The sequence below is a fragment of the Sulfitobacter sp. W074 genome (assembly GCF_025142275.1).
Taxonomy (GTDB): domain Bacteria; phylum Pseudomonadota; class Alphaproteobacteria; order Rhodobacterales; family Rhodobacteraceae; genus Sulfitobacter; species Sulfitobacter profundi.
Window position 1 is genome coordinate 566,761 of the sequence record NZ_CP081130.1, and the last position, 24,889, is coordinate 591,649.

General features: G+C 60.8%; 24 protein-coding genes. 15 read left to right on the forward strand and 9 right to left on the reverse strand.

What is annotated here, in order from left to right:
* The first annotated feature begins 48 nt into the window (after nucleotides 1-48).
* From hydA to K3762_RS02835, 5 genes are all read left to right on the forward strand, one after another.
* Nucleotides 49-1,509, forward strand: coding sequence for a dihydropyrimidinase (gene hydA / locus K3762_RS02815; RefSeq protein WP_132444736.1), 1,461 nt, complete (start codon nucleotides 49-51; stop codon nucleotides 1,507-1,509).
* A gap of 74 nt (nucleotides 1,510-1,583) precedes the next feature.
* On the forward strand, nucleotides 1,584-2,369 hold the full coding sequence (locus K3762_RS02820) for an ABC transporter ATP-binding protein (protein ID WP_260011342.1): 786 nt from the start codon (nucleotides 1,584-1,586) through the stop codon (nucleotides 2,367-2,369).
* Nucleotides 2,369-3,229: an ABC transporter permease gene (locus K3762_RS02825; RefSeq protein WP_206054302.1), complete on the forward strand. Its 861-nt coding sequence runs from the start codon at nucleotides 2,369-2,371 to the stop codon at nucleotides 3,227-3,229. The genes K3762_RS02820 and K3762_RS02825 overlap by 1 nt, the downstream gene beginning before the upstream one ends.
* Nucleotides 3,229-4,068, forward strand: a complete 840-nt coding sequence (locus K3762_RS02830) for an ABC transporter permease (RefSeq protein ID WP_132444817.1) — start codon at nucleotides 3,229-3,231, stop codon at nucleotides 4,066-4,068. The genes K3762_RS02825 and K3762_RS02830 overlap by 1 nt, the downstream gene beginning before the upstream one ends.
* 27 nt (nucleotides 4,069-4,095) lie before the next feature.
* The gene (locus tag K3762_RS02835) at nucleotides 4,096-5,076 is read left to right on the forward strand and encodes an ABC transporter substrate-binding protein (protein ID WP_132444730.1); all 981 of its coding nucleotides are present in this window, start codon (nucleotides 4,096-4,098) and stop codon (nucleotides 5,074-5,076) included.
* A gap of 289 nt (nucleotides 5,077-5,365) precedes the next feature.
* Here the strand turns inward: K3762_RS02835 and K3762_RS02840 are convergent, their stop codons facing one another.
* Nucleotides 5,366-5,917 carry a L,D-transpeptidase gene (locus K3762_RS02840; RefSeq protein WP_067623420.1) on the reverse strand — a complete coding sequence of 184 codons (552 nt, stop codon included), beginning with the start codon at nucleotides 5,915-5,917 and terminating at the stop codon, nucleotides 5,366-5,368.
* A gap of 142 nt (nucleotides 5,918-6,059) precedes the next feature.
* A complete protein-coding gene (locus tag K3762_RS02845; RefSeq protein ID WP_067265226.1) occupies nucleotides 6,060-6,266 on the reverse strand; it encodes a cold-shock protein in 207 nt (68 codons plus the stop codon).
* A 376-nt stretch (nucleotides 6,267-6,642) separates the two neighbouring features.
* On the opposite strand from K3762_RS02845, the gene K3762_RS02850 reads away from it, so the two are divergent.
* On the forward strand, nucleotides 6,643-7,620 hold the full coding sequence (locus K3762_RS02850) for a response regulator (protein WP_240791592.1): 978 nt from the start codon (nucleotides 6,643-6,645) through the stop codon (nucleotides 7,618-7,620).
* A 170-nt stretch (nucleotides 7,621-7,790) separates the two neighbouring features.
* On the opposite strand, the gene ettA is transcribed toward K3762_RS02850, so the two are convergent.
* On the reverse strand, nucleotides 7,791-9,446 hold the full coding sequence (gene ettA, locus K3762_RS02855; RefSeq protein ID WP_120350171.1) for an energy-dependent translational throttle protein EttA: 1,656 nt from the start codon (nucleotides 9,444-9,446) through the stop codon (nucleotides 7,791-7,793).
* A 356-nt stretch (nucleotides 9,447-9,802) separates the two neighbouring features.
* Between ettA and K3762_RS02860 the strand changes: the two genes are divergently transcribed.
* From K3762_RS02860 to K3762_RS02870, 3 genes are all read left to right on the forward strand, one after another.
* On the forward strand, nucleotides 9,803-10,240 hold the full coding sequence (locus tag K3762_RS02860) for a universal stress protein (RefSeq protein ID WP_067623405.1): 438 nt from the start codon (nucleotides 9,803-9,805) through the stop codon (nucleotides 10,238-10,240).
* An 11-nt stretch (nucleotides 10,241-10,251) separates the two neighbouring features.
* Nucleotides 10,252-11,799: a sodium:alanine symporter family protein gene (locus K3762_RS02865; RefSeq protein WP_260011346.1), complete on the forward strand. Its 1,548-nt coding sequence runs from the start codon at nucleotides 10,252-10,254 to the stop codon at nucleotides 11,797-11,799.
* 82 nt (nucleotides 11,800-11,881) lie between these two features.
* On the forward strand, nucleotides 11,882-12,475 hold the full coding sequence (locus K3762_RS02870) for a nicotinate-nucleotide adenylyltransferase (protein ID WP_260011349.1): 594 nt from the start codon (nucleotides 11,882-11,884) through the stop codon (nucleotides 12,473-12,475).
* Here the strand turns inward: K3762_RS02870 and K3762_RS02875 are convergent.
* The gene (locus tag K3762_RS02875) at nucleotides 12,467-13,300 is read right to left on the reverse strand and encodes a DMT family transporter (RefSeq protein ID WP_120350174.1); all 834 of its coding nucleotides are present in this window, start codon (nucleotides 13,298-13,300) and stop codon (nucleotides 12,467-12,469) included. The two genes, K3762_RS02870 and K3762_RS02875, sit on opposite strands and share 9 nt — an antisense overlap.
* A 100-nt stretch (nucleotides 13,301-13,400) precedes the next feature.
* Here K3762_RS02875 and dacB point away from each other — a divergent pair, with 100 nt between their 5' ends.
* Complete coding sequence (dacB, locus tag K3762_RS02880) at nucleotides 13,401-14,996, forward strand: D-alanyl-D-alanine carboxypeptidase/D-alanyl-D-alanine-endopeptidase (RefSeq protein ID WP_260011352.1); 1,596 nt, start codon at nucleotides 13,401-13,403, stop codon at nucleotides 14,994-14,996.
* Nucleotides 14,997-15,003: 7 nt separating this feature from the next.
* Here the strand turns inward: dacB and K3762_RS02885 are convergent, their stop codons facing one another.
* A complete protein-coding gene (locus K3762_RS02885) occupies nucleotides 15,004-15,426 on the reverse strand; it encodes a tellurite resistance TerB family protein (RefSeq protein ID WP_067622015.1) in 423 nt (140 codons plus the stop codon).
* Nucleotides 15,427-15,548: 122 nt separating this feature from the next.
* Here K3762_RS02885 and K3762_RS02890 point away from each other — a divergent pair, with 122 nt between their 5' ends.
* From K3762_RS02890 to K3762_RS02900, 3 genes are all read left to right on the forward strand, one after another.
* Nucleotides 15,549-17,129 (forward strand): lysine--tRNA ligase, encoded by a 1,581-nt coding sequence (locus K3762_RS02890; RefSeq protein WP_120350176.1) that lies wholly within the window; start codon nucleotides 15,549-15,551, stop codon nucleotides 17,127-17,129.
* Between the two features lie 73 nt (nucleotides 17,130-17,202).
* Nucleotides 17,203-17,604, forward strand: a complete 402-nt coding sequence (locus K3762_RS02895; RefSeq protein ID WP_067941556.1) for a DUF4864 domain-containing protein — start codon at nucleotides 17,203-17,205, stop codon at nucleotides 17,602-17,604.
* 147 nt (nucleotides 17,605-17,751) lie between these two features.
* Nucleotides 17,752-20,040, forward strand: a complete 2,289-nt coding sequence (locus tag K3762_RS02900) for a glycosyl hydrolase family 28-related protein (protein ID WP_132444722.1) — start codon at nucleotides 17,752-17,754, stop codon at nucleotides 20,038-20,040.
* A 59-nt stretch (nucleotides 20,041-20,099) separates the two neighbouring features.
* Here K3762_RS02900 and K3762_RS02905 read toward each other — a convergent pair whose 3' ends face one another.
* The gene (locus tag K3762_RS02905; RefSeq protein ID WP_120350179.1) at nucleotides 20,100-20,771 is read right to left on the reverse strand and encodes a hypothetical protein; all 672 of its coding nucleotides are present in this window, start codon (nucleotides 20,769-20,771) and stop codon (nucleotides 20,100-20,102) included.
* A 118-nt stretch (nucleotides 20,772-20,889) separates the two neighbouring features.
* Nucleotides 20,890-21,075, reverse strand: coding sequence for a PLDc N-terminal domain-containing protein (locus K3762_RS02910; protein ID WP_067622028.1), 186 nt, complete (start codon nucleotides 21,073-21,075; stop codon nucleotides 20,890-20,892).
* A 180-nt stretch (nucleotides 21,076-21,255) separates the two neighbouring features.
* Between K3762_RS02910 and K3762_RS02915 the strand changes: the two genes are divergently transcribed.
* Both K3762_RS02915 and K3762_RS02920 read left to right on the forward strand, forming a co-directional pair.
* Nucleotides 21,256-21,612: a PRC-barrel domain-containing protein gene (locus K3762_RS02915; protein WP_120350180.1), complete on the forward strand. Its 357-nt coding sequence runs from the start codon at nucleotides 21,256-21,258 to the stop codon at nucleotides 21,610-21,612.
* Between the two features lie 238 nt (nucleotides 21,613-21,850).
* Nucleotides 21,851-22,120, forward strand: a complete 270-nt coding sequence (locus tag K3762_RS02920) for a GlsB/YeaQ/YmgE family stress response membrane protein (RefSeq protein ID WP_120350181.1) — start codon at nucleotides 21,851-21,853, stop codon at nucleotides 22,118-22,120.
* A gap of 61 nt (nucleotides 22,121-22,181) precedes the next feature.
* On the opposite strand, the gene uvrB is transcribed toward K3762_RS02920, so the two are convergent.
* Together uvrB and K3762_RS02930 are read right to left on the reverse strand one after the other, a co-directional pair.
* Nucleotides 22,182-24,386, reverse strand: a complete 2,205-nt coding sequence (uvrB, locus tag K3762_RS02925) for an excinuclease ABC subunit UvrB (RefSeq protein ID WP_120350182.1) — start codon at nucleotides 24,384-24,386, stop codon at nucleotides 22,182-22,184.
* Nucleotides 24,387-24,473: 87 nt separating this feature from the next.
* The gene (locus K3762_RS02930) at nucleotides 24,474-24,836 is read right to left on the reverse strand and encodes an antifreeze protein (protein WP_240791591.1); all 363 of its coding nucleotides are present in this window, start codon (nucleotides 24,834-24,836) and stop codon (nucleotides 24,474-24,476) included.
* Nucleotides 24,837-24,889 lie beyond the last annotated feature (53 nt).

The window sequence follows — 24,889 nt, forward strand, 5'->3', positions numbered from 1 at the left end:
TGCCCCGGCCCCCCGACGTGAATTGCCAGAAAAGATGGGGAGAAGAAGATGAGCAAGGTAATCAAGGGTGGCATGGTTTGCACGGCGGACCGCACATGGAAAGCCGATGTCCTGATCGAAGGCGAGAAGATCAAACAGATCGGCGAAGACCTAAAGGGCGACGAATATATCGACGCCGAGGGCGCCTATGTGATCCCCGGCGGGATTGATCCGCATACGCACCTAGAGATGCCTTTCATGGGCACCACGGCAGCCGAAACCTTTGAGTCCGGCACATGGGCCGCGGCAGTGGGCGGCACCACGATGGTGGTCGATTTCTGCCTGCCGGGCGCCGATGGCAGCATCAAAAACGCGATCAACGAGTGGCACCGCAAATCCGCGCCGCAGATCTGCAGCGACATCGGCTATCACATGGCGATCACCGGCTGGGACGAGACCGTCTTTAACGAGATGAAAGACGCGGTCGACATGGGGGTGAACAGCTTTAAGCACTTCATGGCCTATAAGGGTGCCTTGATGATCGAAGATGACGAGATGTTCGCCTCGTTCAAACGCTGTGCGGAACTTGGCGCGCTGCCGATGGTCCATGCCGAGAACGGCGATCTGGTCGCCGAGTTGCAGCAGAAGTATTTCGATCAGGGCATCACCGGGCCAGAGGGCCACGCCTATTCCCGCCCGCCTGAGCTGGAGGGCGAGGCCGCCAACCGCGCGATCACCATCGCGGACACGGCAGGCGTGCCGCTCTATATCGTGCATGTTTCCTGCGAGCAGACCCATGAGGCGATCCGCCGGGCGCGGCAAAAGGGGATGCGGGTTTATGGCGAGCCGCTGATCCAGTTCCTGACGCTGGATGAGTCTGAGTATTTCAACAAAGATTGGGACCACGCCGCGCGGCGCGTCATGTCGCCGCCCTTCCGCTCGAAAGACCACCAAGACAGCCTTTGGGCCGGGTTGCAGGCGGGCAGTTTGCAGGTGGTGGCAACGGACCACGCGGCGTTCAGCACCGAGCAGAAGCGGGCAGGCCGCGATGATTTCCGGATCATTCCCAACGGCTCGAACGGGCTGGAAGAACGGCTTGCTGTGCTTTGGACCGAAGGGGTGGAGACTGGGCGGCTTACGCCGAATGAATTCGTCGCCGCGACCTCGACCAATATCGCCAAGATCCTCAACATCTATCCGCAGAAGGGCGCGATCGTTGAAGGGGCTGATGCCGATATCGTGGTCTGGGATCCGAAAATCACCAAGACGATCAGCCCGGCGAACCACCATTCCATCCTTGATTACAACGTCTTTGAGGGCTTTGAGGTCAAGGCGCAGAGCCGCTATACCCTCAGCCGAGGTGAGGTGATCTGGGCTTGGGGTCAAAACAGCCAGCCGCAGCCGGGACGTGGGCGTTTCGTGCCGCGCCCAGCCTTCCCAAGCGCCAATGTCGCGCTCAGCAAGTGGAAGGAGCTCAACAGCCCCAAGATGATCAAGCGCGATCCGCTGAACATTCCGGCGGGGATCTGAGCGATGTAGAACCGCCACGACAATCAGGTAAAGTGCCGCGCTAAAAGCGGCCGACCAACAGGGAAGTAAAATACGTGAATGACAGCCAGAGCGTGATCAGCGCCAGCAATCTAGATCTGACCTTTCAAACCAATGACGGGCCGGTCCATGCGTTGAAAGACGTGAACCTTGAGATCCACAAAGGGGATTTCGTCAGCTTTATCGGCCCCTCGGGCTGCGGGAAGACGACCTTTCTGCGGGTGATGGCCGACCTTGAGCAGCCCACGGGCGGCACCGTGACCATCAACGGTGTCTCGCCCGAGGAGGCGCGCAAATTGCGGGCCTACGGCTACGTCTTTCAGGCGGCGGGGCTCTATCCGTGGCGCACCATCGGCGGCAATATCCGCCTGCCGCTTGAGATCATGGGCATTCCCCGTGCTGAGCAGGCCGAACGGGTGCAGCGCGTGCTGGAACTGGTGGAACTCAGCGGGTTTGAAAAGAAGTTCCCTTGGCAATTGTCGGGGGGGATGCAGCAACGGGCCTCTATCGCACGGGCGTTGTCGTTCGATGCCGACATCTTGCTGATGGACGAACCCTTTGGCGCGTTGGACGAAATCGTGCGTGACCACCTCAACGAGCAACTGCTGAAGCTCTGGGCCCGGACGGAAAAGACCATTGCCTTCGTCACCCACTCGATCCCTGAGGCGGTCTATCTGTCGACCAAGATCGTGGTGATGAGCCCGCGGCCCGGTAGGATCGCGGATGTGATCGAAAGCCCGCTGCCGCGTGAACGCCTCTTGGAAATCCGCGAAAGCCCTGAGTTTCTAGAGATCGCGCATCGCGTCCGTGAGGGGCTGCGCGCCGGGCATGGGGACGATTGATGCGTAACATTATCCCCGTTCTTACGGTCGTGGGGCTGTTGATTGTCGTTTGGTATGGCGCTGCTGTCGCGCTCAACGCGCAATGGGCGCGGGATGTGGCGGCGCGGGCGGATAAAACGCTGACATTCTCGGAATTGGTGGCCGATACGTGGTCGCAGGATAAGCCCAAGCTGCCCGCACCGCATCAGGTGGGGGCCGAACTGTGGGAGACCACGGTGATGAAGAAAGTCACGTCGAAACGCTCGCTTGTCTATCACACATGGGTCACCTTCAGCGCGACCTTCCTTGGCTTTGTCATGGGGACCGCACTTGGGACACTGCTGGCGGTGGGGATCGTGTTTAACCGCACGATGGACATGTCGGTGATGCCTTGGGTGATTGCCAGCCAGACCATTCCGATTTTGGCCATCGCACCGATGATCATCGTGGTGCTGAATGCCGTGGGCCTCTCTGGCCTGCTGCCCAAGGCGATCATCAGCATGTATCTGTCGTTTTTCCCGGTGGTCGTGGGCATGGTCAAAGGGCTGCGCAGCCCGGATCAGATGCAGTTGGACCAGATGCGCACTTGGCACGCGAGCGGTTGGCAGACCTTTTGGAAGCTGCGGCTGCCGTCGTCGATGCCGTACTTCTTTACCTCGCTGAAAGTCGGTGTCGCGGCCTCTCTCGTCGGTGCCATCGTGGGCGAGATGCCGACGGGTGCTGTGGCGGGCCTTGGGGCGCGGTTGCTGGCGGGCAGCTACTATGGTCAGACGGTCCAGATTTGGAGCGCGCTTATCATGGCGGCAGCTTTGGCGGCGGTGATGGTGGGGTTGATCGGGTTGATCCAACGGGTCACGCTAAAACGAATGGGGATGGCATGATGGGTTGGATAGTTTTCGCCATCGCCGCTTGGCTGGTCGGGCTTTCGATAAACGTCTGGCTTGCGCGGCAAAAACCGTCCCGTTGGGCGGCGCTCGCTTCGCCGATTGTTTTCGGTCTGACGCTCATCGCGGTTTGGGAAGGGGTGGTGCGCGGTTTTGACATCAACCAAGTGCTGCTGCCTGCGCCTTCGGTGATCGCTGCGCGGTTTGCGACCTCATTGGACATTCTGTGGGTCGACTTTGTGCAGACTGTCATCAAGGGCGCGCTGAGCGGCTATATCATCGGCTGCAGCGCGGCCTTCCTGACAGCGCTGGCGATTGATCGTTTTCCTTTCCTGCAACGCGGGCTGCTCCCGGTGGGCAACTTCGTGGCCGCGCTGCCGATCATCGGCATGGCGCCGATCATGGTGATGTGGTTCGGCTTTGGCTGGCAGTCCAAGGCGGCGATTGTCGTGGTCATGGTGTTCTTTCCGATGCTGGTAAACACGGTGCAGGGCTTGCAGGCCAGCGACACCATGCAGCGCGACTTGATGCGGACCTATGCCGCCGGTTATTGGCGCACGCTTTTGAAACTGCGGCTGCCTGCGGCGATGCCTTTTGTCTTCAACGGGTTAAAGATCGGCACCACCCTTGCCCTGATCGGCGCCATCGTTGCTGAATTCTTCGGCTCTCCGGTGCTGGGCATGGGCTTTCGCATCTCCACCTCGGTTGGGCAGCTTGCGCTTGATCTGGTCTGGGCCGAGATTGTTGTCGCGGCAATAGCCGGATCGGCGTTCTATGGTATCATGGCCCTTATCGAAGGACGGGTGACCTTTTGGCACCCCAGCCAGAGGAACTAAAGACGACCAACCAACAGGGAGATAAAAATGAAAACCATCACGAAGATCGCAGCCGGGGCCGCCTTGGGCCTTTGGGGGGGCGTGGCGCAGGCCGCCGACGACCTGACGCTGCAGCTCAAATGGGTCACGCAGGCCCAGTTCGCGGGCTATTACGTCGCCAAGGACAAGGGCTTTTACGAGGAAGAGGGGCTGGACGTCACGATCAAGCCCGGCGGGCCGGACATCGCGCCGGTGCAGGTGCTTCTGGGCGGTGGGGCCGACGTGATGGTCGACTGGCTGCCCTCGGCGCTGGCCGCGCGCGAAAAGGGCGCGCCGATTGTGAACATCGCACAACCTTTCGCGAAATCCGGCCTGATGCTGACCTGCCTCAAAGAGCATGGCATCGAAAGCCCCGAGGATTTCCCCGGCAACACGTTGGGCACTTGGTTCTTCGGCAATGAGATCCCGCTGATGAGCTGGATGGGCAAGCTGGGCTATCCCACCGATGGCTCCGACGGTGGGGTGACGATCCAAAAGATCAACTTCAACGTCGACCCGCTGCTGCAAAAGCAGGTCGAATGCGCCACCACCATGACCTACAACGAATATTGGCAGGTGATCGACGCAGGGCTGACGCCCGAGGATCTGGTGGTCTTCAAATATGAGGACGAGGGCATCTCGACGCTGGAAGACGGTCTTTACACCACCGAAGAGAGCCTCGAAGACCCCGAGATGGTCGACAAGCTGGCGCGTTTCGTCCGCGCCTCGATGAAGGGCTGGAAATACGCCGAGGAGAATGTCGAGGAAGCCGCCGACATCGTGCTGGAAAACGACCAGACCGGCGCCCAGACCGAGAAGCACCAGACCCGCATGATGGGCGAGATCGCCAAGCTGACCGAGGGCAGCGATGGCCGCTTGGACGAAACCGCGTTTGACCGCAGTGCGGAGATCACCATGGAAGGTGGCATGATCACGAAAGCGCCCGAGGGGGCTTGGACCCATGACATTACGGATAAAGCGCTTCAGTAAGCTTTGACGGTAATGAGAGTGGAAGGGCTGGCGCGATGCGCTGGCCCTTTCTTTTGGTGTGAGGGGCCAGCGCCTGCACGCGGTCGGCGATCCGACGGAGTTTTGTGCTACTTTATCGTTCAGCCGTGACGCGCCTTTTTAATGGCGCACCCGGCCTCACCAAATCGCCTAGCCGGTCGCACCAAAGGTGCGCTCTATATGCGGCACGCCTTTGGCGTGACGGGCGGGCGGGCGGGCGATGGCCCGGTGCCTGCGGCCTGAGTCCGGGCTGAGCGTTGTCAAAAGGGGCTTAGAGCACCGTGACCTTCGTCCCAATCGGCACACGCTGATAGAGATCGATCACATGTTCGTTCAGCATCCGAATGCAGCCGTTGGAGACCGAACGGCCGATGGAGTTCGGCTGCGTGGTCCCGTGAATGCGGAAAAAGGTGTCCCGCCCATTCTGGAACAGGTAGAGCGCCCGCGCGCCCAAGGGGTTGCCGGGGCCGCCGGGCTGGGCGTCGGTGTTGCCGATGAAACGTTTGTAGGTCTGCGGCTCGCGTTCGATCATCTCATTGGTCGGGCGCCATGTGGGCCATTCTTTTTTGACATCGATGGTGGCGGTGCCGGTGAATTCCAATCCCGCTTTACCGACGCCCACGCCATAGCGCATCGCTTGGCCCGGGGCGGTTACGAAATAGAGGTAATGACTGCGCGGCAGGATCAGCAATTGACCGGGCGCATATTGCGCTTTCATCGGCACCATCTGCGGGGCGGCACTGTAGGCGGCGGTGCGCGCCTGCGCCATCAGGGGAAGGGCGGCTGCGGCCACGGTGCTGGTCAGAAAACTACGGCGGCGCATGGCAGGCTCCATCAATCTATTGCTGTTTCGCTCTGCATTTTGCCACGGGGGCGCATTTTAGCAAGGCTGGACATAAAAAAACCGACCTGCCGGTATCAGCAGGTCGGTCAAATTCTTGCATCAGGGCCGAGGCCCCCGGCCATTAGGCCAGCGCGAGGTTGGTCGCGGATTCACGGCCGTCACGGCCTGCTTCGATGTCGAAGGTCACTTTCTGGTTGTCGGCCAGGCCGGTCAGGCCAGCGCGCTCAACAGCGGAAATGTGCACGAAAACGTCTTTGCTGCCGCCATCGGGAGCAATGAAGCCGAAGCCTTTAGTTGTGTTGAACCATTTTACGGTGCCAGTGGCCATATCCGTAGTCTCCATATTTATGCCATCCGCGTTGGTGCGATGGCCCGGCGTGGTTGGTCTGGATCGATAGACTGAGCGCCGTATGAGGGAGACAGTGGGTCGAAAAAGATAACGTCTGCACCGTCTATATTGCATCAGGAGGGGATTCGTTCAAGGGGCATCGCATTTTGGGGCCACAACAGGTCTGCGCTGTTGCGGATTTCGGCAAATTATCGCCACGAAGTTTCGTGTTCCCCATATTTTGCGGGGAGCGGCCCCGAATGCGCTGTCCCGAGTTTGCCTAAAACTGGTCTCATTGCTGCCCGGCATAGGTGGTTTTTTGTGAGAAAGCCCCAAGTGCGCCTGCCAGCGCCCCCCTCATGTGGAGTAATGAGACATGATGCGTATCCTTGCCGTAGACGATGACCCGGTCATCCTTGACCTGCTTACAGGTTGCCTGACCGAGAATGACAATTACGAGCTGACCTGTTGCGAAAGCTCGGAAGAGGCGCTTGAGATCATGCAAGAGTCGAACCGACCGTTCGATTCCTTCCTGCTTGATATCATGATGCCCGGCATCAACGGGATCAGCCTGTGTGAGATGATCCGCGATGTGCCTTTCTACCGCGCTGTGCCGATCATCATGATCACTGCCAGCAAAGAACCTGCGATGATGCAGCGGGCCTTTGATGCGGGGGCCACCGATTTCCTCTGCAAGCCTTTGGATGGTGTCGAGCTCAGCGCGCGGATCAATGCCGCCAGCATGCTCAATGCCTCGCTGCTGCGCGAACGTGAGGCGCAGCATACGCTGAGCGAGTTGACGCAGATGATGCAGATCCGCTTTGACGAGGATTTCGATCTCGATGTCTCGGCCTGTAGCAACGTCTCCGAGCTTGAGAATTACCTGCTGCGCCTGCCGAGCGGTTGTTTCTCGATGAGCCTCTTTTCGATCTCAGTCGAGGGTGCGCGCGGCATCTATCGCGCGGTCAAGGCCCCGGCCTTCCGCCGCCAGATGGAGCAGGTGGCCCGCGCCTCGGTGCATTCGCTGGAGGGCATGCGCTTTCATCTGGCCTATGCGGGCAGTGGGCGTTTCATCGGGGTGGTGATGAGCCGCGCCCGGTTGAACACCGCCTCCATGGCCGATCGCACGCGCGAGCATCTGGAAAAGAATTGGGACGGCAAAGGTATGAACGGCGGGCTGGCCCCGTCCTTGCAAGTGCATTCGGTCACCGAGCAGCGCCTCTGGTCGGGTCTTTCGGCCAGCAACAAGCTGCGTGAGTATCTGCAAAGCTGGGATCCGCTGCACGGTCTGGCGCGGCATGATGAAGACAACCTCTTTGCCCAGCTGGAAACGGCGATCGACGAAGAACGCTGAGGGCTCTGCTCGTCCTCAGCTTTGTGACGCGCCCGTTCTGCCGTGAGGTGGGGCGGGCGTTTCGCGTTCAGGCGATGCCCGGCGTGTCTCCGGGCGGGACCGATGCTGCGCTGAGCAAAAGAAAAGGGCGCCGGAAATCCGACGCCCTCCAAATCGCTAATCCGCTATGCTTACCGCGCGAATTTCTTGTGCTTCAGGCGCTTCGGCTCAAGCGCATCGGCACCCAGACGGCGCTTCTTGTCTTCTTCGTAATCTTCGAAGTTGCCTTCGAACCATTCCACATGCGCTTCGCCTTCAAAGGCAAGGATGTGGGTACAGATACGATCGAGGAAAAAACGGTCGTGCGAGATGACCACGGCGCAGCCCGCGAAATCGACCAGCGCGTCTTCGAGCGCGCGGAGGGTTTCGACATCGAGATCGTTGGTCGGTTCATCGAGCAGCAGCACGTTGCCGCCTTCTTTGAGCAGACGCGCCATGTGTACGCGGTTGCGTTCACCACCCGACAGCAGGCCGACTTTCTTCTGCTGGTCACCGCCCTTGAAGTTGAAGGACGAGCAATAGGCGCGGCTGTTTACCTCGGCATCACCCAGCTTGATGATCTCGGCGCCGCCGGTGATCGCCTGCCAGACGGTGTCATCATGGTTCAGGTCATCGCGGGACTGGTCAACATAGGACAGATCAACCGTGTCGCCGTATTCGATGGTGCCTTCGTCCGGTGTTTCATGCCCGGTGAGCATTTTGAATAGCGTCGATTTACCCGCGCCGTTGGGGCCGATCACACCGACGATACCGCCGGGCGGTAGGCTGAAATTCAGCCCATCAATCAGCTGCTTGTCGCCCATGTGCTTTTTCAGGCCTTCGACCTCGATCACCTTGTTGCCAAGGCGCGGGCCGTTGGGGATGACGATCTGGGCGCGGCTGAGTTTTTCGCGCTCGGAGGTTTCGGCCATCTCGTTATAGGCCGCGATCCGGGCTTTGGATTTGGCCTGACGGGCCTTGGCACCTTGGCGCATCCATTCAAGTTCGCGCTCAAGCGTTTTTTGCTTTGACTTGTCTTCGCGGGCCTCTTGGCTCAGGCGCTTGGCTTTCTGCTCCAGCCAATCGGAATAGTTGCCCTCGTAAGGGATGCCGCGGCCACGGTCCAATTCGAGGATCCAGCTGGTGATGTCATCAAGGAAATAACGGTCGTGGGTGACGGCAAGGATCGTGCCTTTGTAGTCGATCAAGTGCTGTTGCAGCCACGCGATGGTTTCCGCGTCAAGGTGGTTGGTCGGTTCGTCCAAGAGTAGCATGTCGGGCGCTTCGAGCAGCAGTTTGCACAGCGCCACGCGGCGCGCTTCACCGCCCGAGAGGTTTTCGGGCATCGCGTCATCGGGCGGACAGCGCAGCGCTTCCATCGATACGTCGATCTGGCTGTCGAGATCCCAAAGGTCTTGGGCGTCGATGTCGTCTTGCAGCTTGGCCATCTCTTCAGCGGTCTCGTCGCTGTAGTTCATCGCCAGTTCATTGTAGCGATCCAAAATGGCCTTTTTCCCGGCCACGCCCTCCATGACGTTCTCGCGCACGGTCTTGGTCGGGTCGAGCTTGGGTTCCTGTGGCAGGTAGCCGACCTTGGCGCCCTCGGCGGCCCATGCTTCGCCGGTGAAATCCTTGTCGAGCCCGGCCATGATCTTGAGCAGGGTGGATTTACCCGCGCCGTTGACGCCGACGACACCGATCTTCACGCCGGGCAGGAAGTTCAGGTGGATGTTTTCGAATGTCTTCTTGCCCCCAGGGTAGGTCTTGGAGACGCCGGACATGTGATAGACGTATTGATAGGCAGCCATTTGGAGAATCCTCGAAGCGCGATTTGGGGTTTGCAGTGCAATATCGCCCGGGCAGGGCAAGATCAAACACTCTATACGCCGCAGGGCTGTCGACCGCCGGTGTCGCAAGAGGCGCGTCTCGCGCCGCGTGCCTCAGGCGGGCGATGCGGGCTATTGGATGGTTTTACAACGGTTTGGCAGGCGATCTGTGCAGTTGGGAAGCGAAATGCGGTCGACTTTTCTGCGCTTTTTGCGCTAGGATTCTTGCAATCTACGATTGGGCGGCGATTTTCGGCCATCGTGGAGTAGGCAGGCTGAAAGCGGTGCTCACCCTTCGCGGTGTATCGACTGGCAGTCATAAAAACAGGGAAATACTCATGTCAAAATCCACAATCGTTGTGGGTCTGGACGGATCGGAAGCCGGCGCGCGTGCTTTGGCCTTCGCTCAGGCTCAGGCCAAACAGATCGGGGATTGTTCGATCACGGTTTGCTTCGTGATCGAATGGTCGCCTTTCACTTTTCAGACCAAGGAAGAGAACGAGCAGCGCCACATGCGGCGCGAGCAGGAGTTGCAGCGCGCGCATGATGTGGTGCTTGATCCGGCAGTGGCAGAGGCCAAAGCCTCGGGCGTGGAGGTCGAAGGGATCGTGCGGCACGGTGATGTGGCCGATATCCTTGAAGGTGTCGCCAAGAAGCGCGGTGCGCTTCAGATTGTTGTCGGTCGGGTCGGTGAGCGCGGGCTCAAGCGGCTCTTTGGCGGGGTGACGGGCCGGTTGGTCGCGGGCTCCAGCGTGCCTGTCACGATCATTCCCTGAAAGGATAAGCCATGAATAAGCTATTTACCTTTGCGATGGCCGTTTTTGCGTCATTGCTGCCGACCCTTGCCGCCGCGCAAGAGGCTGTCGGCGTCGACCAGCGTATCAACCAGATTTTTGCCGATTACACCGGTTGGTATGTTTCGTTCATCTTCGCCCCGCTGCCGGGCACGAATTTCTCATGGATCGCGCTGTGGCTGGTCGTGGGTGCGGTGGTCTTCACCGTCTATTTCGGGGCCATTCAGGTCAAAGGGTTTTGGCATTCGATCCAACTGGTGCGGGGCGATTATTCTGATCCGGACGATGCGGGCGAAGTGAGCCACTTTCAGGCGTTGGCGACGGCGCTGTCGGGCACCGTGGGTCTGGGCAACATCGCAGGCGTGGCTGTGGCTGTCAGCATCGGCGGGCCGGGCGCGACATTCTGGATGGTGGTTGCGGGCCTGTTCGGCATGGCGACCAAGTTCACCGAATGTACGCTGGGCGTGAAATACCGCAATGAATTCCCCGACGGCCACGTCTCGGGCGGGCCGATGTATTATATCGTCAAAGGCTTTTCCGAGCGCGGCTTGCCGCTGGGTGGCTTCATGGCGGTGCTGTTCTCGATCTTCACCATTCTGGGCGCGCTAGGCGGGGGCAACATGTTCCAAGCCAACCAAGCCCATGCGCAGCTTGCAGGTGTTTTGGGGGACTATCCGGGCTGGATTACCGGTGTGATCCTTGCCGGTGTGACCTTTGCCGTGATCGCGGGCGGTCTGAAATCCATCGCGCGGGTGACGGAAAAGATCGTGCCCTTCATGGGTGTCTTCTATGTGCTGGTGTCGGTGCTGATCCTCATCATCAACTGGGACATGATCGGCTGGGCCTTTGGCCAGATTTTCATGGGCGCCTTTACCGGTCTGGGCGTTGTCGGCGGCTTTACTGGCGCGTTGATCCAAGGCTTCCGTCGGGCGGCCTTTTCCAACGAAGCGGGCATCGGTTCGGCGGCCATCGCCCACTCCGCGGTGCGTACCAAAGAGCCGGTGACCGAGGGCTACGTCGCGCTGTTGGAGCCGTTCATCGACACGGTGGTGATCTGTACCATGACGGCTTTGGTCATCGTGATCAGCGGCGTGCTCAACCAAGACCCCGAAACCGGGCTCTACATCTGGAACGCCGAGGCGGGCCGGATCGCGACCGAGGGTGAAGTGAGCGGCGTGGCGCTGACCTCGGCTGCCTATGCGCGGGCGTTCTCATGGTTCCCTGTCTTGCTGATGATCGCGGTGGTGCTCTTTGCCTTCTCGACCATGATCAGCTGGTCTTACTATGGCCTCAAGGCTTGGACCTATCTGTTCGGCGAGGGAGCGGTGAAGGAGCTCGTCTTCAAAGTGATCTTCTGCGTCTTCATCGTAATCGGCGCGGCGGCGAGCCTTGGGCCGGTGATCGACTTTAGCGATGCGATGCTCTTCTCCATGGCGATCGTGAACATCATCGCGCTCTACTTCCTGATGCCGATCGTGAAGCGTGAGTTGAACAGCTATGTCACGCGGCTGCGTTCGGGCGAGATCGTGAAGCACAAGTAAGCGCCTTGCATTGACAAAGGGCAGCAATGCCCCTCCTTTGGCCCCTGATTTCCGATCGGGGGCCATTTTCTTGCGTAATACCATGCCATTCGCCACAAGTGGGCAGGTCATCGGCCTGCTAGGCGGGTCGTTTGACCCGGCGCATGAGGGGCATGCACATATCACCCGCGAGGCATTGAAACGGTTCGGGCTGGACCGCGTGTGGTGGCTGCTCAGCCCCGGCAACCCGCTGAAAGACCACGGGCCAGCGCCCATGGCGCAGCGCAAAGCGCGGGCGCGGGCGGTGATGGATCACCCGCGCGTTGAGATCACCGATATCGAGGCGCAGCTTGGCACCCGCTACACGGCTCAGACGCTGGCGGCGCTGCGGCGGCACTACCCCGGCGTGCGCTTTGTCTGGTTGATGGGGGCCGATAACCTTGCGCAGTTTCATCTGTGGCAAGATTGGCGGCAAATCATGGAGACGGTGCCGGTGGGCGTGCTGGCCCGGCCCGGGCAACGTATCTCGGCCCGGATGAGCCGGGCGGCGGCGCTTTATGCGCCTTACCGGATCGCGGGGCGTAACAGCCAGCTTTTGGGCCATGCCACGGCGCCTGCGTGGTGTTTCGTGAATGTGCCGATGGTCGATGTCTCATCCACCGCGCTGCGCGCTGCCGGGGGCTGGCGCTCAGCGTAGCCGGGCCGAGGTGATGCCAGCGGTGATGATGACGGCAAGCCCCGCCCATGTCAGCGCATCGGGCAGGGTGCTAAACAGGAAGAGCCCCAGCAGCACCGCCGCGATCAGTTGGAAATAGACCAAAGGTGCCAGCCGCGTCGCGGGCGCGCGGCGATAGGCGTAGAGCAGCAGCAGATTGCCCAACATCGAAAACAGCGCGCTTGCGGTCGCCAATCCGGCGACGGGCAGGGTGGCTTGGGGCAGGTTCATCAGGCCCAAGGGCAGCAGCATCACCGCGCTCATCGCCAGTTGGGTGAAGGTCAGCGCAAGGGGCGGTGCCAGATCAGAAAGCCAGCGCGACATGGTCAGGAAAACCCCGTAGAACAGCCCCGCGGCCACGGCGAACAGCAGCCCCGGCCCGCCGGTGCCGCCGCCCAGCCCCGGACGCACCACCAGCAGCACACCGCAAAAGCCCAGCAGGATCAAAGCGCTGCGCAGCAGGCTGATGCGTTCGCGCAGGAAAATCGCGGCCAAAAGGTAGCTGACCATCGGCCCGATAAAGAAGGCGGCAAAGACATTGGCAATCGCCTCTGTCTGGAGCGCGGTTTGAATGCAGGTGATGCCCAACGCCAGCGTAGCGGCGCGCAGCCAGAGCCGCCAGTCGCGCATCAGGCCCCAAGTGCCACGCGGCAGGAACGGCAGCACCATCAGCGCGCCGATGGCAAAGCGCGACCACGCCACAAAAACCGGTGCCACGCCCATCCCCGAGGTCAAAATCTTGCCCGCGCTGTCCCCTGCGGGGATCAGTGACATGGCGATAAACATGATCGGAATAGCGCGTTGCATGATGTCGGGGTAGCAGGTCGGCGGTTTTGTGCAACCGCGAAAGGCCCCCTGTTGTCAGACAGGTTGTGGCCGAACGCCGCATGGGGTTTATATCAAGCCCATGAGCCAGAGTTTTACACGACGCATTTTCCTTGGAACGGCTGCCGCTGCGATGGTGGCGGCCTCTGCTTGGGCCGAGTCCCCGACCACTTCGTTGCGCCCCATGGGGCGTGATGACGACCTGTATAAACAGGCCATTCCTAACGTTTCCGAGATCATCGCAGACAGCGGGATCAGCGGCACGGTAGCCTTTGCCGTGGTCGATGTCGAAAGCGGCGTCTGGCTGGAGGCGTCCAACGCCACCGATGGCATTCCGCCGGCCAGCAGCATCAAGGCGATCACCGCGCTTTATGCGCTGGATCAACTGGGGCCCGATCACGTTTTCGAGACGCGGTTGCTGGCGACCGGGGGTGTGGTCAATGGCGAGGTGCAGGGCGATCTGATCCTCGTTGGCGGGGGTGACCCGACACTCGACAGCGACGATCTGGGCCAGATGGCCGAAGAGTTGAAAGAGGCGGGCATCATTGGCGTAAAGGGCACGTTCAAGGTCTATGAGGGCGCATTTCCCGCGACCTTTGCGATTGACCCCGAACAGCCCGACCATGTGGGCTATAACCCCGGCGTTTCGGGCATCGCGCTGAATTACAACCGGGTGCATTTCGAATGGAAACGCAGTGGCGGTGGTTATGACGTGACGATGGAGGGCCGCGCGGGGCGTTATGCGCCTGCGGTGCGCGCCGCGACGATGGAAGTCGTCGATCGAAGCGGGCCGGTTTACACCTATGAGAACAAACCCGACCGCGATGTCTGGACCGTGGCAAAGAGCGCCTTGGGCTCGGGCGGCGCGCGTTGGCTGCCGATCCGGCGGCCCGGCGTCTATGCGGGCGATATTTTCGCGACGATTGCCCGCAGCCACGGCATCAAGTTGGGCGATGCGGAACTGGCCGAAGCGCTGCCCGAAGGGGAGACCCTCGTCACCCATCGCAGCGCCAAGTTGCGGCCGATCCTGAAGGACATGCTGGAATATTCCACCAACCTCACGGCAGAGATGGTCGGCTTGGCCGCCAGCGCCAAACGGCTGGGAACGGTGCCCAGCCTGCGGGCCTCGGCGGCAGAGATGAACAAATGGGCGGTCGAGGAACTGGGCATGGAAAACCCGGCGATGATCGACCACTCGGGCCTTGGCGATGACAGCAAGATGACCGTGCATGACATGGCCGGGGGGCTGGCGCGCATTCACGGCACCGGGCTGCGGCCTATTCTGAAGCCGGTCTATCTGCGCGATGACCGGGGCCGTCCAGAGCGGGACAATCCGATCAAGATCGACGCAAAGACCGGGACGCTGAACTTTGTCTCGGCGCTGGCTGGGTTTTTGACCACGCCCGAAGATCGGGTGCTGGCCTTTGCGATCCTGACCGCGAACACCGATGAACGCGCCAAGATCAGCCGGGCGGAACGGGAGCGTCCGCCGGGGGCGCGGACTTGGAACGGGCGGGCCAAACGTGTGCAGCGTGGCCTGCTGGAGCGTTGGGGGCTGCTGTATAACGTGGCCGTGAAACCTGAGCCTGAAGCCGCAGTCGAGCCTGAAACGCAGACGGCCCCCGAGCCTGACGCTGAGGGCGCGGCAGAGCCGGAAGCCGTGCTGGAAGAGTCCTAACCCGCGCTTAGGTCAGATGCCGCGCCCGCGCGCCGCGCTCAATCGCGGCGGCGTGGAGCCGGTCGATGTTGAGCTCATAGCGGATCTCTTCGAGCAGGCGCAGTTCGGCTTCGTCGAGTGTGCCATCGGCGGCGGCCACGTCGCAGGCCAGCGCATAGGCCGTTTCATGCAGGCGTTCGGGCAGCGCTTCGCGGATCAGGCCAAAGAGGGCATCCAGCCCGTCTTCTTGTTCAAACAGGTCAAAGACCGTCTTGCTGATCGTCGCGACGCGGTCGTTGTCGTAGCCCGAGAACACTGGCAGCAGGTTCAGCGCGGATTCGATTTTGACCAGTTCGGCGGTGCGAATGTCTTCGTCCGAGGCCGAGACCGCGATCATCAGCGCGACAAGGCTATCTTGGGCGCTGAGCGAGAGGGAAGATGTGTCGGGCATCGGGAAATCCTTTGAACAGGTATGTTGCAGCGCAGAATATTGACCCTCAGGGTGCGAAGCAATAGGAACGGGCGACCCCGTGCGCATTGGGCGCAGGGGCGCCAAAAGATGGATGATCTAACATGTCCGAGACCCGAGACGCGGCACTCAGCAGCAAAGCATGGCCCTTTGAAGAAGCGCGCCGGGTGCTCAAACGTTACGCCAAGAAACCGCCAGAGAAGGGCTATGTGCTGTTCGAGACGGGCTATGGCCCTTCCGGCTTGCCGCATATCGGGACCTTTGGCGAGGTCCTGCGCACCACGATGATCAAGCGCGCCTTTGAAGAGATCAGCGATATTCCCACCAAGCTGGTGTGCTTCTCGGACGATCTGGACGGCATGCGCAAGGTGCCGGGCAACGTGCCGCAGCAGGACATGCTGAAAGAGCATATGCACAAGCCATTGACCGTGGTGCCGGACCCCTTCGGCACGCATGAGAGCTTTGGCCACCACAACAACGCCATGCTGCGCCGGTTCCTCGATACCTTTGGGTTCGAGTATGACTTTTATTCCGCGCGCGAGTTCTATCGTTCTGGTCAATTCGATGAGGTGCTGCTGCGCGCCTGCGAGAAATACGATGAGATCATGGCGGTGATGCTGAAGTCGCTGCGCGAGGAGCGTCGTCAGACCTATTCGATCTTTCTGCCGATCCACCCCGAGACGGGCCGCGTGCTTTATGTGCCGATGAAAGAGGTCAACGCCAAGGACGGCACGATCACCTTCGACGACGAGGACGGCACCGAGATGACCCTGCCGGTGACAGGCGGCAACGTGAAGCTGCAATGGAAGCCCGATTTCGGCGCGCGTTGGGCCGCTCTGGATGTCGACTTTGAGATGTACGGCAAAGAACACGCGACCAATACCGCGATCTATGACCGTATCTGTGAGATCCTCGGCGGCAAAAAGCCCGAGCATTTCAGCTATGAGCTGTTCCTTGATGAGAACGGTCAGAAGATCTCCAAATCCTCTGGCAACGGCATTTCGATCGATCAGTGGCTGACCTATGCCAGCACTGAGAGCCTGTCGTATTTCATGTTCCAAAAGCCCAAAACGGCCAAACGCATGTATTTCGACGTGATCCCCAAGGCGGTGGACGAATACCACCAGCAGCTGCGGGCCTATGAAACACAGGACACCAAGGCGCGGCTCAACAACCCGGTTTGGCATATCCACGGCGGCGATGTGCCCCAGTCGGATATGGTGGTGCCCTTCTCGATGCTGCTGAACCTTGCGAGCGTGTCGAGCGCCGAGGACAAGTCGCAGCTTTGGGGCTTTATCCAGCGCTATGCGCCTGAGGCCACGCCGGAAAACAACCCCGGAATGGATCAGGCGGCGGGCCATGCGGTGCGCTATTTCAATGACTTCGTCAAACCGACCAAAGTGTTCCGCGCGCCGAGCGATCTGGAGCGCGAAGCGCTAGAAGACCTGCGCGAGCGGCTGAAGGTTTGGGACGGTGGTCTGGATGCCGAGGCGTTGCAGAGCATGGTTTTTGCCGTCGGCAAAGAGCGTTTCGACCCGCTGCGCGACTGGTTCACGGCGCTTTACGAAGTGCTGCTGGGGGCCAGCCAAGGGCCGCGATTTGGTGGGTTTATCGCGCTTTACGGCGTGGATGAGACCGTGGCACTGATCGACGCCGCACTGGAAGGCAAGCTGACCAACACGTGAAACTTTTGCCTCTGCCCTTGCGTGACTTAGATCATTCAATATGGGCAAAGGGGGAAAGGCGATGCGTAAAGGGATGTTCACATTTTTCGGAGGGCTGGTGCTGTCGGCCCTCCTGAGCTTTGGCGCTATGGCGCAGCAGGCCGAGATCGAAGAGACGATCAACAGCCAATTCGACGCCTTTCGCGCGGATGACTTTGCCGCTGCCCTCGAATTCGCCACGCCGAATTTGCAGCGCTTTTTCCAGACCCCCGAGAACTTTCGCAGCATGGTAAGCAACGGGTATCCCATGGTGCAGAACCCTGCCGAGGTGCGGTTTCTGGACCGTCGCGCGGATGGGTCGCGCTTTTATCAGGTGGTGCAGGTTGTCGACCCCAAGGGGTTTACCCATTTGCTGGGCTATCTGATGGAGCAGACGGACGCAGGCTGGCGCATCGGAGGGGTGCAGATCCTCGACGCGCCGGGGGCCAACGTCTGAGCGCTGTTGCGCGGTGCCCGCACGGCGGGCCAAGCGGCGATTAACACATCGTTGATACTTCCCTGACCTCGCGGTTCGGCCTGTCCGAGCCAGAGCAGTTGAGCGGCGCGCCCCGGTGGGAGGTGCGGACCGGGGAAAGGAAAAGCGATGAACAAGGCGATTACCGACGGCGTGGTGCTGATGCCGGCACCCTTTGCGGCGGGTCTGGATGTCTGGTCAAGCGGCGATGGCACGCCGGGGTCAGACACCTATGAGAACGCGGCCAATGCGGCCTTTGTCCCGGCAGATCAGGATTTCGGCGGGGCGCTGGAGCTGCTGAAGACCCAAAGTACCCAACAATTGCGCTATATGGGGCAAACCACGCTGCTGCCGGGGTGTTACCTGCGGGTGACGGCGCGGGTGAAGGCGGTCAGTGGCAATCTGCCAACGGTGCGGATCGCGGGATACCCGGCGCAATCGGGCGGGGGCCGGGTGAGCGGCGTGACGGAAGCTGGCCCGGCGGAGACGCTGACGACCTATGGCGAGGTGGTCGAGGTGAGCGCGATCATCGGCAGCGGCGACCGGGGCGGCGTCGACATGGTTTGGGGCACCGGGGCCGTCTACGGCCATTTTGGGCTGGACCTGACCGGGCCGACCGGTGGCGTGGTTCGGATCGACGATATCGAGATCGAAGATGTCACTTCTGTTTTCCTGCGGGACATGCTGGCGCAGGTTGATGTGCGCGACTTTGGTGCGGTGGGCAATGGGGTGAGCGATGACACAGCCGCCTTTGAGGCCGCCAATGCCGCCGCCGACGGGCGCACGGTCTTGGTGCCTGCGGGGAATTATCTGCTGAACGGGGATGTCACCTTTGACACGGCGGTCAAGTTTGAGGGCCATGTCACCATGCCGGTGGGGGCCGTTCTGCTGCTGCGCCGCAACTTTGACCTGCCCAGCTATATCGAAGCCTTCGAAAACGAAGAAACCGCTTTTCTCAAATCGTTTCAGGCACTTCTGAACAACGCGGATCACGACTCTCTCGACATGGGCGGGCGCAAGGTGAATGTGACCGGACCGCTGGATATGCAGGCGGCGGTGCCGGACAAGACCAGCTATGCCACGCGTCGGGTGATCCGAAATGGCCAGCTTGAGGCGGCGTCTAGCAGCAATTGGGACACGGTGGTGGTGACCTCTCAGGCGCGCTATGCCGCCTCGGATAGCCGCAAGCTGACCAATGTGACCAATATCGCCAATATCCCCGTCGGCGCGCTGGTTGAAGGCACTGGGGTGGGGCGCGAGATCTATGTGCGCTCCAAAAACGTCGCCACGCAGGAGATCACCCTTAATGCGCCGCTCTACGATGCGGAGGGGACGCAGAATTTCACCTTCCGCAAGTTCCAACACATGGTGGATTTCAGCGGTTTCGCCTCGCTGTCGAAGTTCGTGATGGCCGACATCGAATTCCAGTGCAACAACCGCTGTAGCGCGATCAACCTTGCGCCTGCGGGGCTGATCTTTCACCTGCGCGATTGTTTTGTCAGCCGCCCCAAGGACCGCGGTGTCACGTCGATCGGCGGGGGCTGTCAGGGCATGTTGATCGACCGCTGCCAGTTCCTGTCGGCGGAGGATGCGCTGACGGTGCCGAACCGGACCTCTATCGCGCTCAACACCAACGCCAACGACGTGAAGCTGCGCGACTGCCGCGCCACCAAGTTCCGCCATTTCGCGCTGCTGGCGGGCGGCAACAGCATCGTGACGGGCAATCACTTCTTTCAAGGGGATGAGGTCGACAACGGTGTGCGCTCGGCGGGGCTCATCCTTGCCTCGGCGCATACCAGCGCGGTGGTGACGGGCAATTACGTCGACAACTGCTTTATCGAATGGACGAATGAGCAGGACCCGACCCCCGCCTTCACTTCGGGCTATTCGTTCAGTGCGCTCAGCATCAGCGACAATATCTTTCTGTCGGGGGAGGTGGCGCCTTGGTTCAGCTATATCGTGGTAAAACCGCATGGCGCGGGGCATTTCCTGAGCGGGGTGGCGATCACCGGCAACCGTTTCCGCAGCCTGAACGGCAGCATCGACCGGGCGGAGCGGGTGGATACGACCTTTGCCGACCTTGATCTGTCGCGCTGCAAGAACGTGGTGATGAAGGGCAATTCTTTCCACGCGGTGACCACGCAGGTGGAGAATATGGCCGAGATTGAGTTCACGCAGTCCACGCCGTCAGAGACTTGGGTGATCGATACGGCGGGCCATTTGCCTTTCGAGGGGCAGGCGCTGAACAGCGATGCGGTGGTGGCTCACGGTGCGATCCGCAACAGCAACAACGTGGCGCAGTTTGATATGCCTTACGTGACACATGCCGAAGGGCCGGACCGAGATCAGCTTCATGTGGTCTGGCCGACGCCGGTGAAGGGGAAGGTCTCTGTGTTGGTGCGGATGGACAACCGCTGATCCCGGCGGCTTGCTGAACCACTGAAGGGCCCTGCCGGAGATCGGCGGGGCCTTTTTTATCAGAACTCCCGCCAGAGGCTGAGGGTGAGGGCGGTATTTTCGGGCGCGTCGATTGGAATTTCGCTGCCCAATTGCAGACGGTACTTGCTGAAGCTGGGCGACAGGACGATGGACGGCGCGAATTTGGCGTAGGTTTCGCCACCGGTGTAGGTCAGAAAGACCTGCGCCATTCCGGTGGTCACCGGAGTGAAGTCCAGCCCGGCGGTGCTGTCGATCTTGATGACCTCTTGCGAAAACCCAAACTCCCACCTTGCCGAAGTATCGACGGTCAGCCAGCCGTTTCGCGCGCCCAAGGTGAAGCCGCGGCCCCAAGACAGCCCCGCCCTGAGGTGGGGAGAGATCTGATCCCCCGACCAGCTTGCTCCGGCGCCGATGTCATAGGCCCAACGCCCCATTTCGGTCGGCTCTCCCAAGGGAAACCGCAGGAACACGGTGGCATGGCCGCTTTGTTGGCCAAAGCGGCTTTGGGCGGTGTTCAGGTCGAAGCCGAGGGTCAGGGTCTCGCGCAGCCCGTATTCGATATAGGTGCTTTGGCTAAGGTCGTAGAAGTAGGTCGCCGAGAAGGAGCTTGAGATAAAAGTCGTGCCCTCTTCGCGCAGCCATGGTCCGGCTGGGGCGGCGGCGGGGCTTAGCTGGCAGGCCAGCAGGGTAAGGCAAAAGGCAGATCGCATGGCAGGCTCCTGCGGCGATCTTGGTTAATAGCGGTTAACAAATCGTTGCCTCGGACGGTCGAACGTAAAAACCCGGCGCCATGGGCACCGGGTTTCGGGGTCGTCTATGTCAGGGCTGTTAAACGTGGGCTTTGTTGCCACGTGGGCCTGCGATCAGCCAGACGATGAAGCCGAGTACAGGCAGGATGATGATGCCCAACACCCAAGCGATTTTGGCAGCGCCCGAGGCGTTTGAGGTGATGACCTGATAGATGGCGTAGATGTCGGCGATGAGGACGATGAGCCCTAAAAGTCCATATTCCATTGTATGATCCCTCTCGAATGCGTGTGTTTCTATTGAATCATCAACTTAAGCGAGGGCCAAATAGTTCCCAAGCCGCGCCGCGCAGAAGTGAGCCGATCTTTGCCAGCCCGCCCGCATGACGGGAACCGGCGCCGTCTGCCTTGGGTTTTGTCATTACAGCAATCATGAGAGGAACAAGCCATGACTGACACGACAGCACCCGCATCGCTGGTTTCTTCGGACAATGTGAACGGCACCGCCGTTTTCAGCGCGGATGGGACCGAAATCGGCCATATCGACCACCTGATGATCGACAAGAAATCCGGCAAGGTTGCCTATGCCGTGATGGGTTTCGGCGGCTTTCTCGGCATCGGAGAAGAGCATTACCCCGTGCCTTGGAACGCGCTGGACTATGATCCGGCCCGCGATGGTTTCAGGACAAACATCGACGAGGCCACGGTCAAAGGTGCGCCGGAACGAACCGAACAGTGGCACAGCGACCGCGCATGGCAAGAGCGCACGTTTGACCACTACGGCGTGCCCTACTACTGGCTTTGATCGGTATTCCCGACTGACAAGGGGGAGGCGGTATCGCCTCCCTTTTTTGTGGGGGCGATATTCAGCGCAGCCCATTGTTTTCGCGGCGCGGATCGGGTCTCATGCCGGGACGGCCGGTTTGGCCGTGACTGAAAAGGGAATTCTCGATGCGCCGATTGATCGCTTTTAGCCTGCTGCTTACCCTCGCGGGGTGCGGCGTGCCATTCGTACCATTCATCTGATGTAGGAGATCCGTTTGATGGAAGCCTTTCTTGATACGCTTGGCGCGGTGGCGCTGATCGCGCTTGTGGTCGTCGGGCTTGCTGCTGGGGCGATTGCTGGCGCCGTGGCAGGCCGGCACCGAATTCTGTACCTCATTCTGGGGGTTGTGGGCGCCGTGGCGCTGCCCTTTATCCTTGCCGCGCTTGGCGTCACGGTGGTGGCGGCGGGGGGCTTGCTTTTGCTGCTGGTCGTGGCGGCGATTGGCGCGGCGCTGGTGCTGGCCTTAGTGGCGGCACTTCGACGGTAGCCTCGCCGCTCTGACATTCTGATCGTGCGTAAGGGCCACCCCATGGGGCGGCCCTTACGCGTTACCGTTTGCGGCGCTTGACGTTGCCGCCGCGCATCCCGCCGCGGCCAGAGGTGCTGCGCCCCGAGGCCTGCTGGGCAGCATCGACGGCGCGGTCCACCGCCTGCTGCCGAGCCATCGGGTCATCGGCCACGGCCAAATCGACCGCCTCAAGCCGTTTGACCTCATCGCGCAGCCTTGCGGCCTCTTCGAACTCAAGGTTCTCGGCCGCTTTGCGCATGTCGGTGCGCAGCCCGTCGAGCACGGTTTGCAAATTGCCGCCTGCCAACGGGTTGTCGACTTTGGCGGTGACGCGGTTCATGTCCACATCGCCTTTGTAGAGCCCGGCAAGGATGTCTTCGACGTTTTTCTTGACCGTCGCGGGGGTGATGCCGTGTTCTTCGTTATAGGCGATCTGCTTGACGCGGCGGCGCTCAGTCTCGCCCATGGCGCGTTCCATCGAACCGGTGATGCGGTCGGCATACATGATGACCCGGCCTTCGGCGTTTCGCGCGGCGCGGCCAATGGTCTGAATCAATGAGGTTTCCGAGCGCAGGAAGCCTTCTTTGTCGGCATCTAGAATGGCCACCAGCCCACATTCGGGAATGTCGAGCCCCTCACGCAGCAGGTTGATCCCGATCAGCACATCAAAGGCCCCGAGCCGCAGATCGCGCAGGATTTCGATCCGCTCGATCGTGTCGATGTCGGAGTGCATGTAGCGCACGCGGATGCCCTGTTCGTGCATGTATTCGGTGAGGTCTTCGGCCATGCGTTTGGTCAGCACGGTGCAGAGTGTGCGGTAGCCATCGGCGGCGACTTTGCGGACCTCATCCAGTAGGTCATCGACCTGCATCTCGACGGGCCGGATCTCGACTTGGGGGTCCAGCAGGCCGGTGGGGCGGATCACCTGTTCGGTGAAAACACCGCCAGTCTGCTCAATCTCCCATGCCGCGGGCGTGGCCGACACAAAGACCGACTGGGGGCGCATGGCGTCCCATTCCTCGAACTTCAACGGGCGGTTGTCCATACAGGACGGCAGACGGAAGCCGTGTTCGGCCAGCGTGAATTTGCGCCGATAGTCGCCTTTGTACATGCCGCCGATCTGCGGGACCGAGACGTGGCTTTCATCGGCAAAGACGATGGCGCTGTCGGGGATGAATTCGAAGAGGGTGGGGGGCGGCTCACCCGGTGCGCGGCCCGTCAGATAGCGCGAATAGTTCTCGATCCCGTTGCAGACGCCGGTGGCCTCTAGCATCTCAATGTCGAAATTGGTGCGCTGTTCCAGCCGCTGCGCTTCCAGCAGTTTGCCATCGGCGACCAGTTGGTCGAGCCGGGTGCGCAACTCTTTCTTGATGCCGATGATAGCTTGGGACATCGTCGGTTTCGGCGTGACGTAGTGGCTGTTGGCGTAGACGCGGATCTGGTCGAACGTGTCCGTCTTCTCGCCCGTCAGCGGGTCGAATTCGGTGATGCTTTCCAATTCCTCGCCAAAGAAGCTGAGCCGCCATGCGCGGTCATCAAGGTGAGCGGGGAAGATTTCAAGGCTGTCGCCGCGCACGCGGAAAGAGCCGCGCTGGAATGCTGCATCGTTGCGCTTGTACTGCTGCGCCACCAGATCGGCGATCACCTTGCGCTGGTCGTACATGCCGCCCGCTTTCAAGTCTTGCGTCATCGCGCCGTAGGTCTCGACGCTACCGATGCCGTAGATGCAGGAAACCGAGGCCACGATGATCACGTCGTCACGCTCCAACAGCGCGCGGGTGGCGGAGTGGCGCATCCGGTCGATCTGTTCGTTGATCTGGCTTTCCTTCTCAATGAAGGTATCGGACCGCGCGACATAGGCTTCGGGCTGGTAGTAGTCGTAGTATGAGACGAAATATTCCACCGCGTTGTCGGGGAAGAAGCCCTTGAATTCGCCGTAAAGCTGCGCCGCCAGCGTCTTGTTGGGCGCAAGGATGATCGCTGGGCGCTGCGTTTCCTCGATCACCTTGGCCATGGTGAAAGTCTTGCCCGTGCCGGTCGCGCCCAGAAGCACCTGATCGCGCTCGCCCGAGTTCACCCCTTCGGTCAATTCCTTGATCGCGGTGGGCTGGTCGCCCGCCGGAGCGAACTCGGTCACCAGCTTGAACTTATGGCCGCCCTCCAGCTTGGGGCGGCTGCGCACGTCTGGCGCGGGGTTTGCCAGCATCGGCATCCCCTCGGATTTGTCGGAATGGGCATAGGGCATCGCGGGTATCCTTCGTCAAGCTTCCCATAGGTGCCCTCTTTCACGCGGGGTTCAAGGGGCAGGGGGCCGCGAAGGGCGCTTTTGCCGCTACTTCATCAATCGTTTACGATTCTGTCGCACCTTGCGGGCAAGGGGCGCGAGCGAGGCGTTCATGACCTGATCGGGGCTTTTGCCCAGCATCATTGCCTGCGTCCCGGCGCTGAAGGCTTTAACCATGGCGGGGCCTTTCTCGGCGACCATGCGGTTATTTTCACCGGGGCGCGCGGGCAGCGCACCGGCCATGGCCAAAAGGCGCAGGGACATCACGATCTGGGTTTCGACCGCCAAGGCGGCAAACTGGCTTTGTAAAGCAAAGAAGGTAAAGGGGGTCATATCGTGCACTCCAATGAGGTAGCCATCATGTAGTCTCTGCACCGCAGCATGGTAGGGTTTATTTGCACGATCCTGCATTCCCTTGCCCCTTGGCACGGAATATTAGATAAAGCCCGAGGTTCCTGAAGCGA

Bases quoted from the DNA above. Each gene is read 5' to 3' on its own strand.
- K3762_RS02870 (WP_260011349.1), top strand. From the start codon at position 11,882: ATGCCATTCGCCACAAGTGGGCAGGTCATCGGCCTGCTAGGCGGGTCG.
- K3762_RS02850 (WP_240791592.1), top strand. From the start codon at position 6,643: ATGATGCGTATCCTTGCCGTAGACGATGACCCGGTCATCCTTGACCTG.
- K3762_RS02845 (WP_067265226.1), bottom strand. From the start codon at position 6,266: ATGGCCACTGGCACCGTAAAATGGTTCAACACAACTAAAGGCTTCGGC.
- ettA (WP_120350171.1), bottom strand. From the start codon at position 9,446: ATGGCTGCCTATCAATACGTCTATCACATGTCCGGCGTCTCCAAGACC.
- K3762_RS02860 (WP_067623405.1), top strand. From the start codon at position 9,803: ATGTCAAAATCCACAATCGTTGTGGGTCTGGACGGATCGGAAGCCGGC.
- K3762_RS02835 (WP_132444730.1), top strand. From the start codon at position 4,096: ATGAAAACCATCACGAAGATCGCAGCCGGGGCCGCCTTGGGCCTTTGG.
- K3762_RS02830 (WP_132444817.1), top strand. From the start codon at position 3,229: ATGGGTTGGATAGTTTTCGCCATCGCCGCTTGGCTGGTCGGGCTTTCG.
- K3762_RS02875 (WP_120350174.1), bottom strand. From the start codon at position 13,300: ATGCAACGCGCTATTCCGATCATGTTTATCGCCATGTCACTGATCCCC.
- K3762_RS02900 (WP_132444722.1), top strand. From the start codon at position 17,752: ATGAACAAGGCGATTACCGACGGCGTGGTGCTGATGCCGGCACCCTTT.
- K3762_RS02825 (WP_206054302.1), top strand. From the start codon at position 2,369: ATGCGTAACATTATCCCCGTTCTTACGGTCGTGGGGCTGTTGATTGTC.
- K3762_RS02930 (WP_240791591.1), bottom strand. From the start codon at position 24,836: ATGCAGGATCGTGCAAATAAACCCTACCATGCTGCGGTGCAGAGACTA.
- hydA (WP_132444736.1), top strand. From the start codon at position 49: ATGAGCAAGGTAATCAAGGGTGGCATGGTTTGCACGGCGGACCGCACA.
- K3762_RS02885 (WP_067622015.1), bottom strand. From the start codon at position 15,426: ATGCCCGACACATCTTCCCTCTCGCTCAGCGCCCAAGATAGCCTTGTC.
- uvrB (WP_120350182.1), bottom strand. From the start codon at position 24,386: ATGCCCTATGCCCATTCCGACAAATCCGAGGGGATGCCGATGCTGGCA.
- K3762_RS02920 (WP_120350181.1), top strand. From the start codon at position 21,851: ATGGAAGCCTTTCTTGATACGCTTGGCGCGGTGGCGCTGATCGCGCTT.
- dacB (WP_260011352.1), top strand. From the start codon at position 13,401: ATGAGCCAGAGTTTTACACGACGCATTTTCCTTGGAACGGCTGCCGCT.
- K3762_RS02865 (WP_260011346.1), top strand. From the start codon at position 10,252: ATGAATAAGCTATTTACCTTTGCGATGGCCGTTTTTGCGTCATTGCTG.
- K3762_RS02840 (WP_067623420.1), bottom strand. From the start codon at position 5,917: ATGCGCCGCCGTAGTTTTCTGACCAGCACCGTGGCCGCAGCCGCCCTT.
- K3762_RS02905 (WP_120350179.1), bottom strand. From the start codon at position 20,771: ATGCGATCTGCCTTTTGCCTTACCCTGCTGGCCTGCCAGCTAAGCCCC.
- K3762_RS02890 (WP_120350176.1), top strand. From the start codon at position 15,549: ATGTCCGAGACCCGAGACGCGGCACTCAGCAGCAAAGCATGGCCCTTT.
- K3762_RS02910 (WP_067622028.1), bottom strand. From the start codon at position 21,075: ATGGAATATGGACTTTTAGGGCTCATCGTCCTCATCGCCGACATCTAC.
- K3762_RS02895 (WP_067941556.1), top strand. From the start codon at position 17,203: ATGTTCACATTTTTCGGAGGGCTGGTGCTGTCGGCCCTCCTGAGCTTT.
- K3762_RS02915 (WP_120350180.1), top strand. From the start codon at position 21,256: ATGACTGACACGACAGCACCCGCATCGCTGGTTTCTTCGGACAATGTG.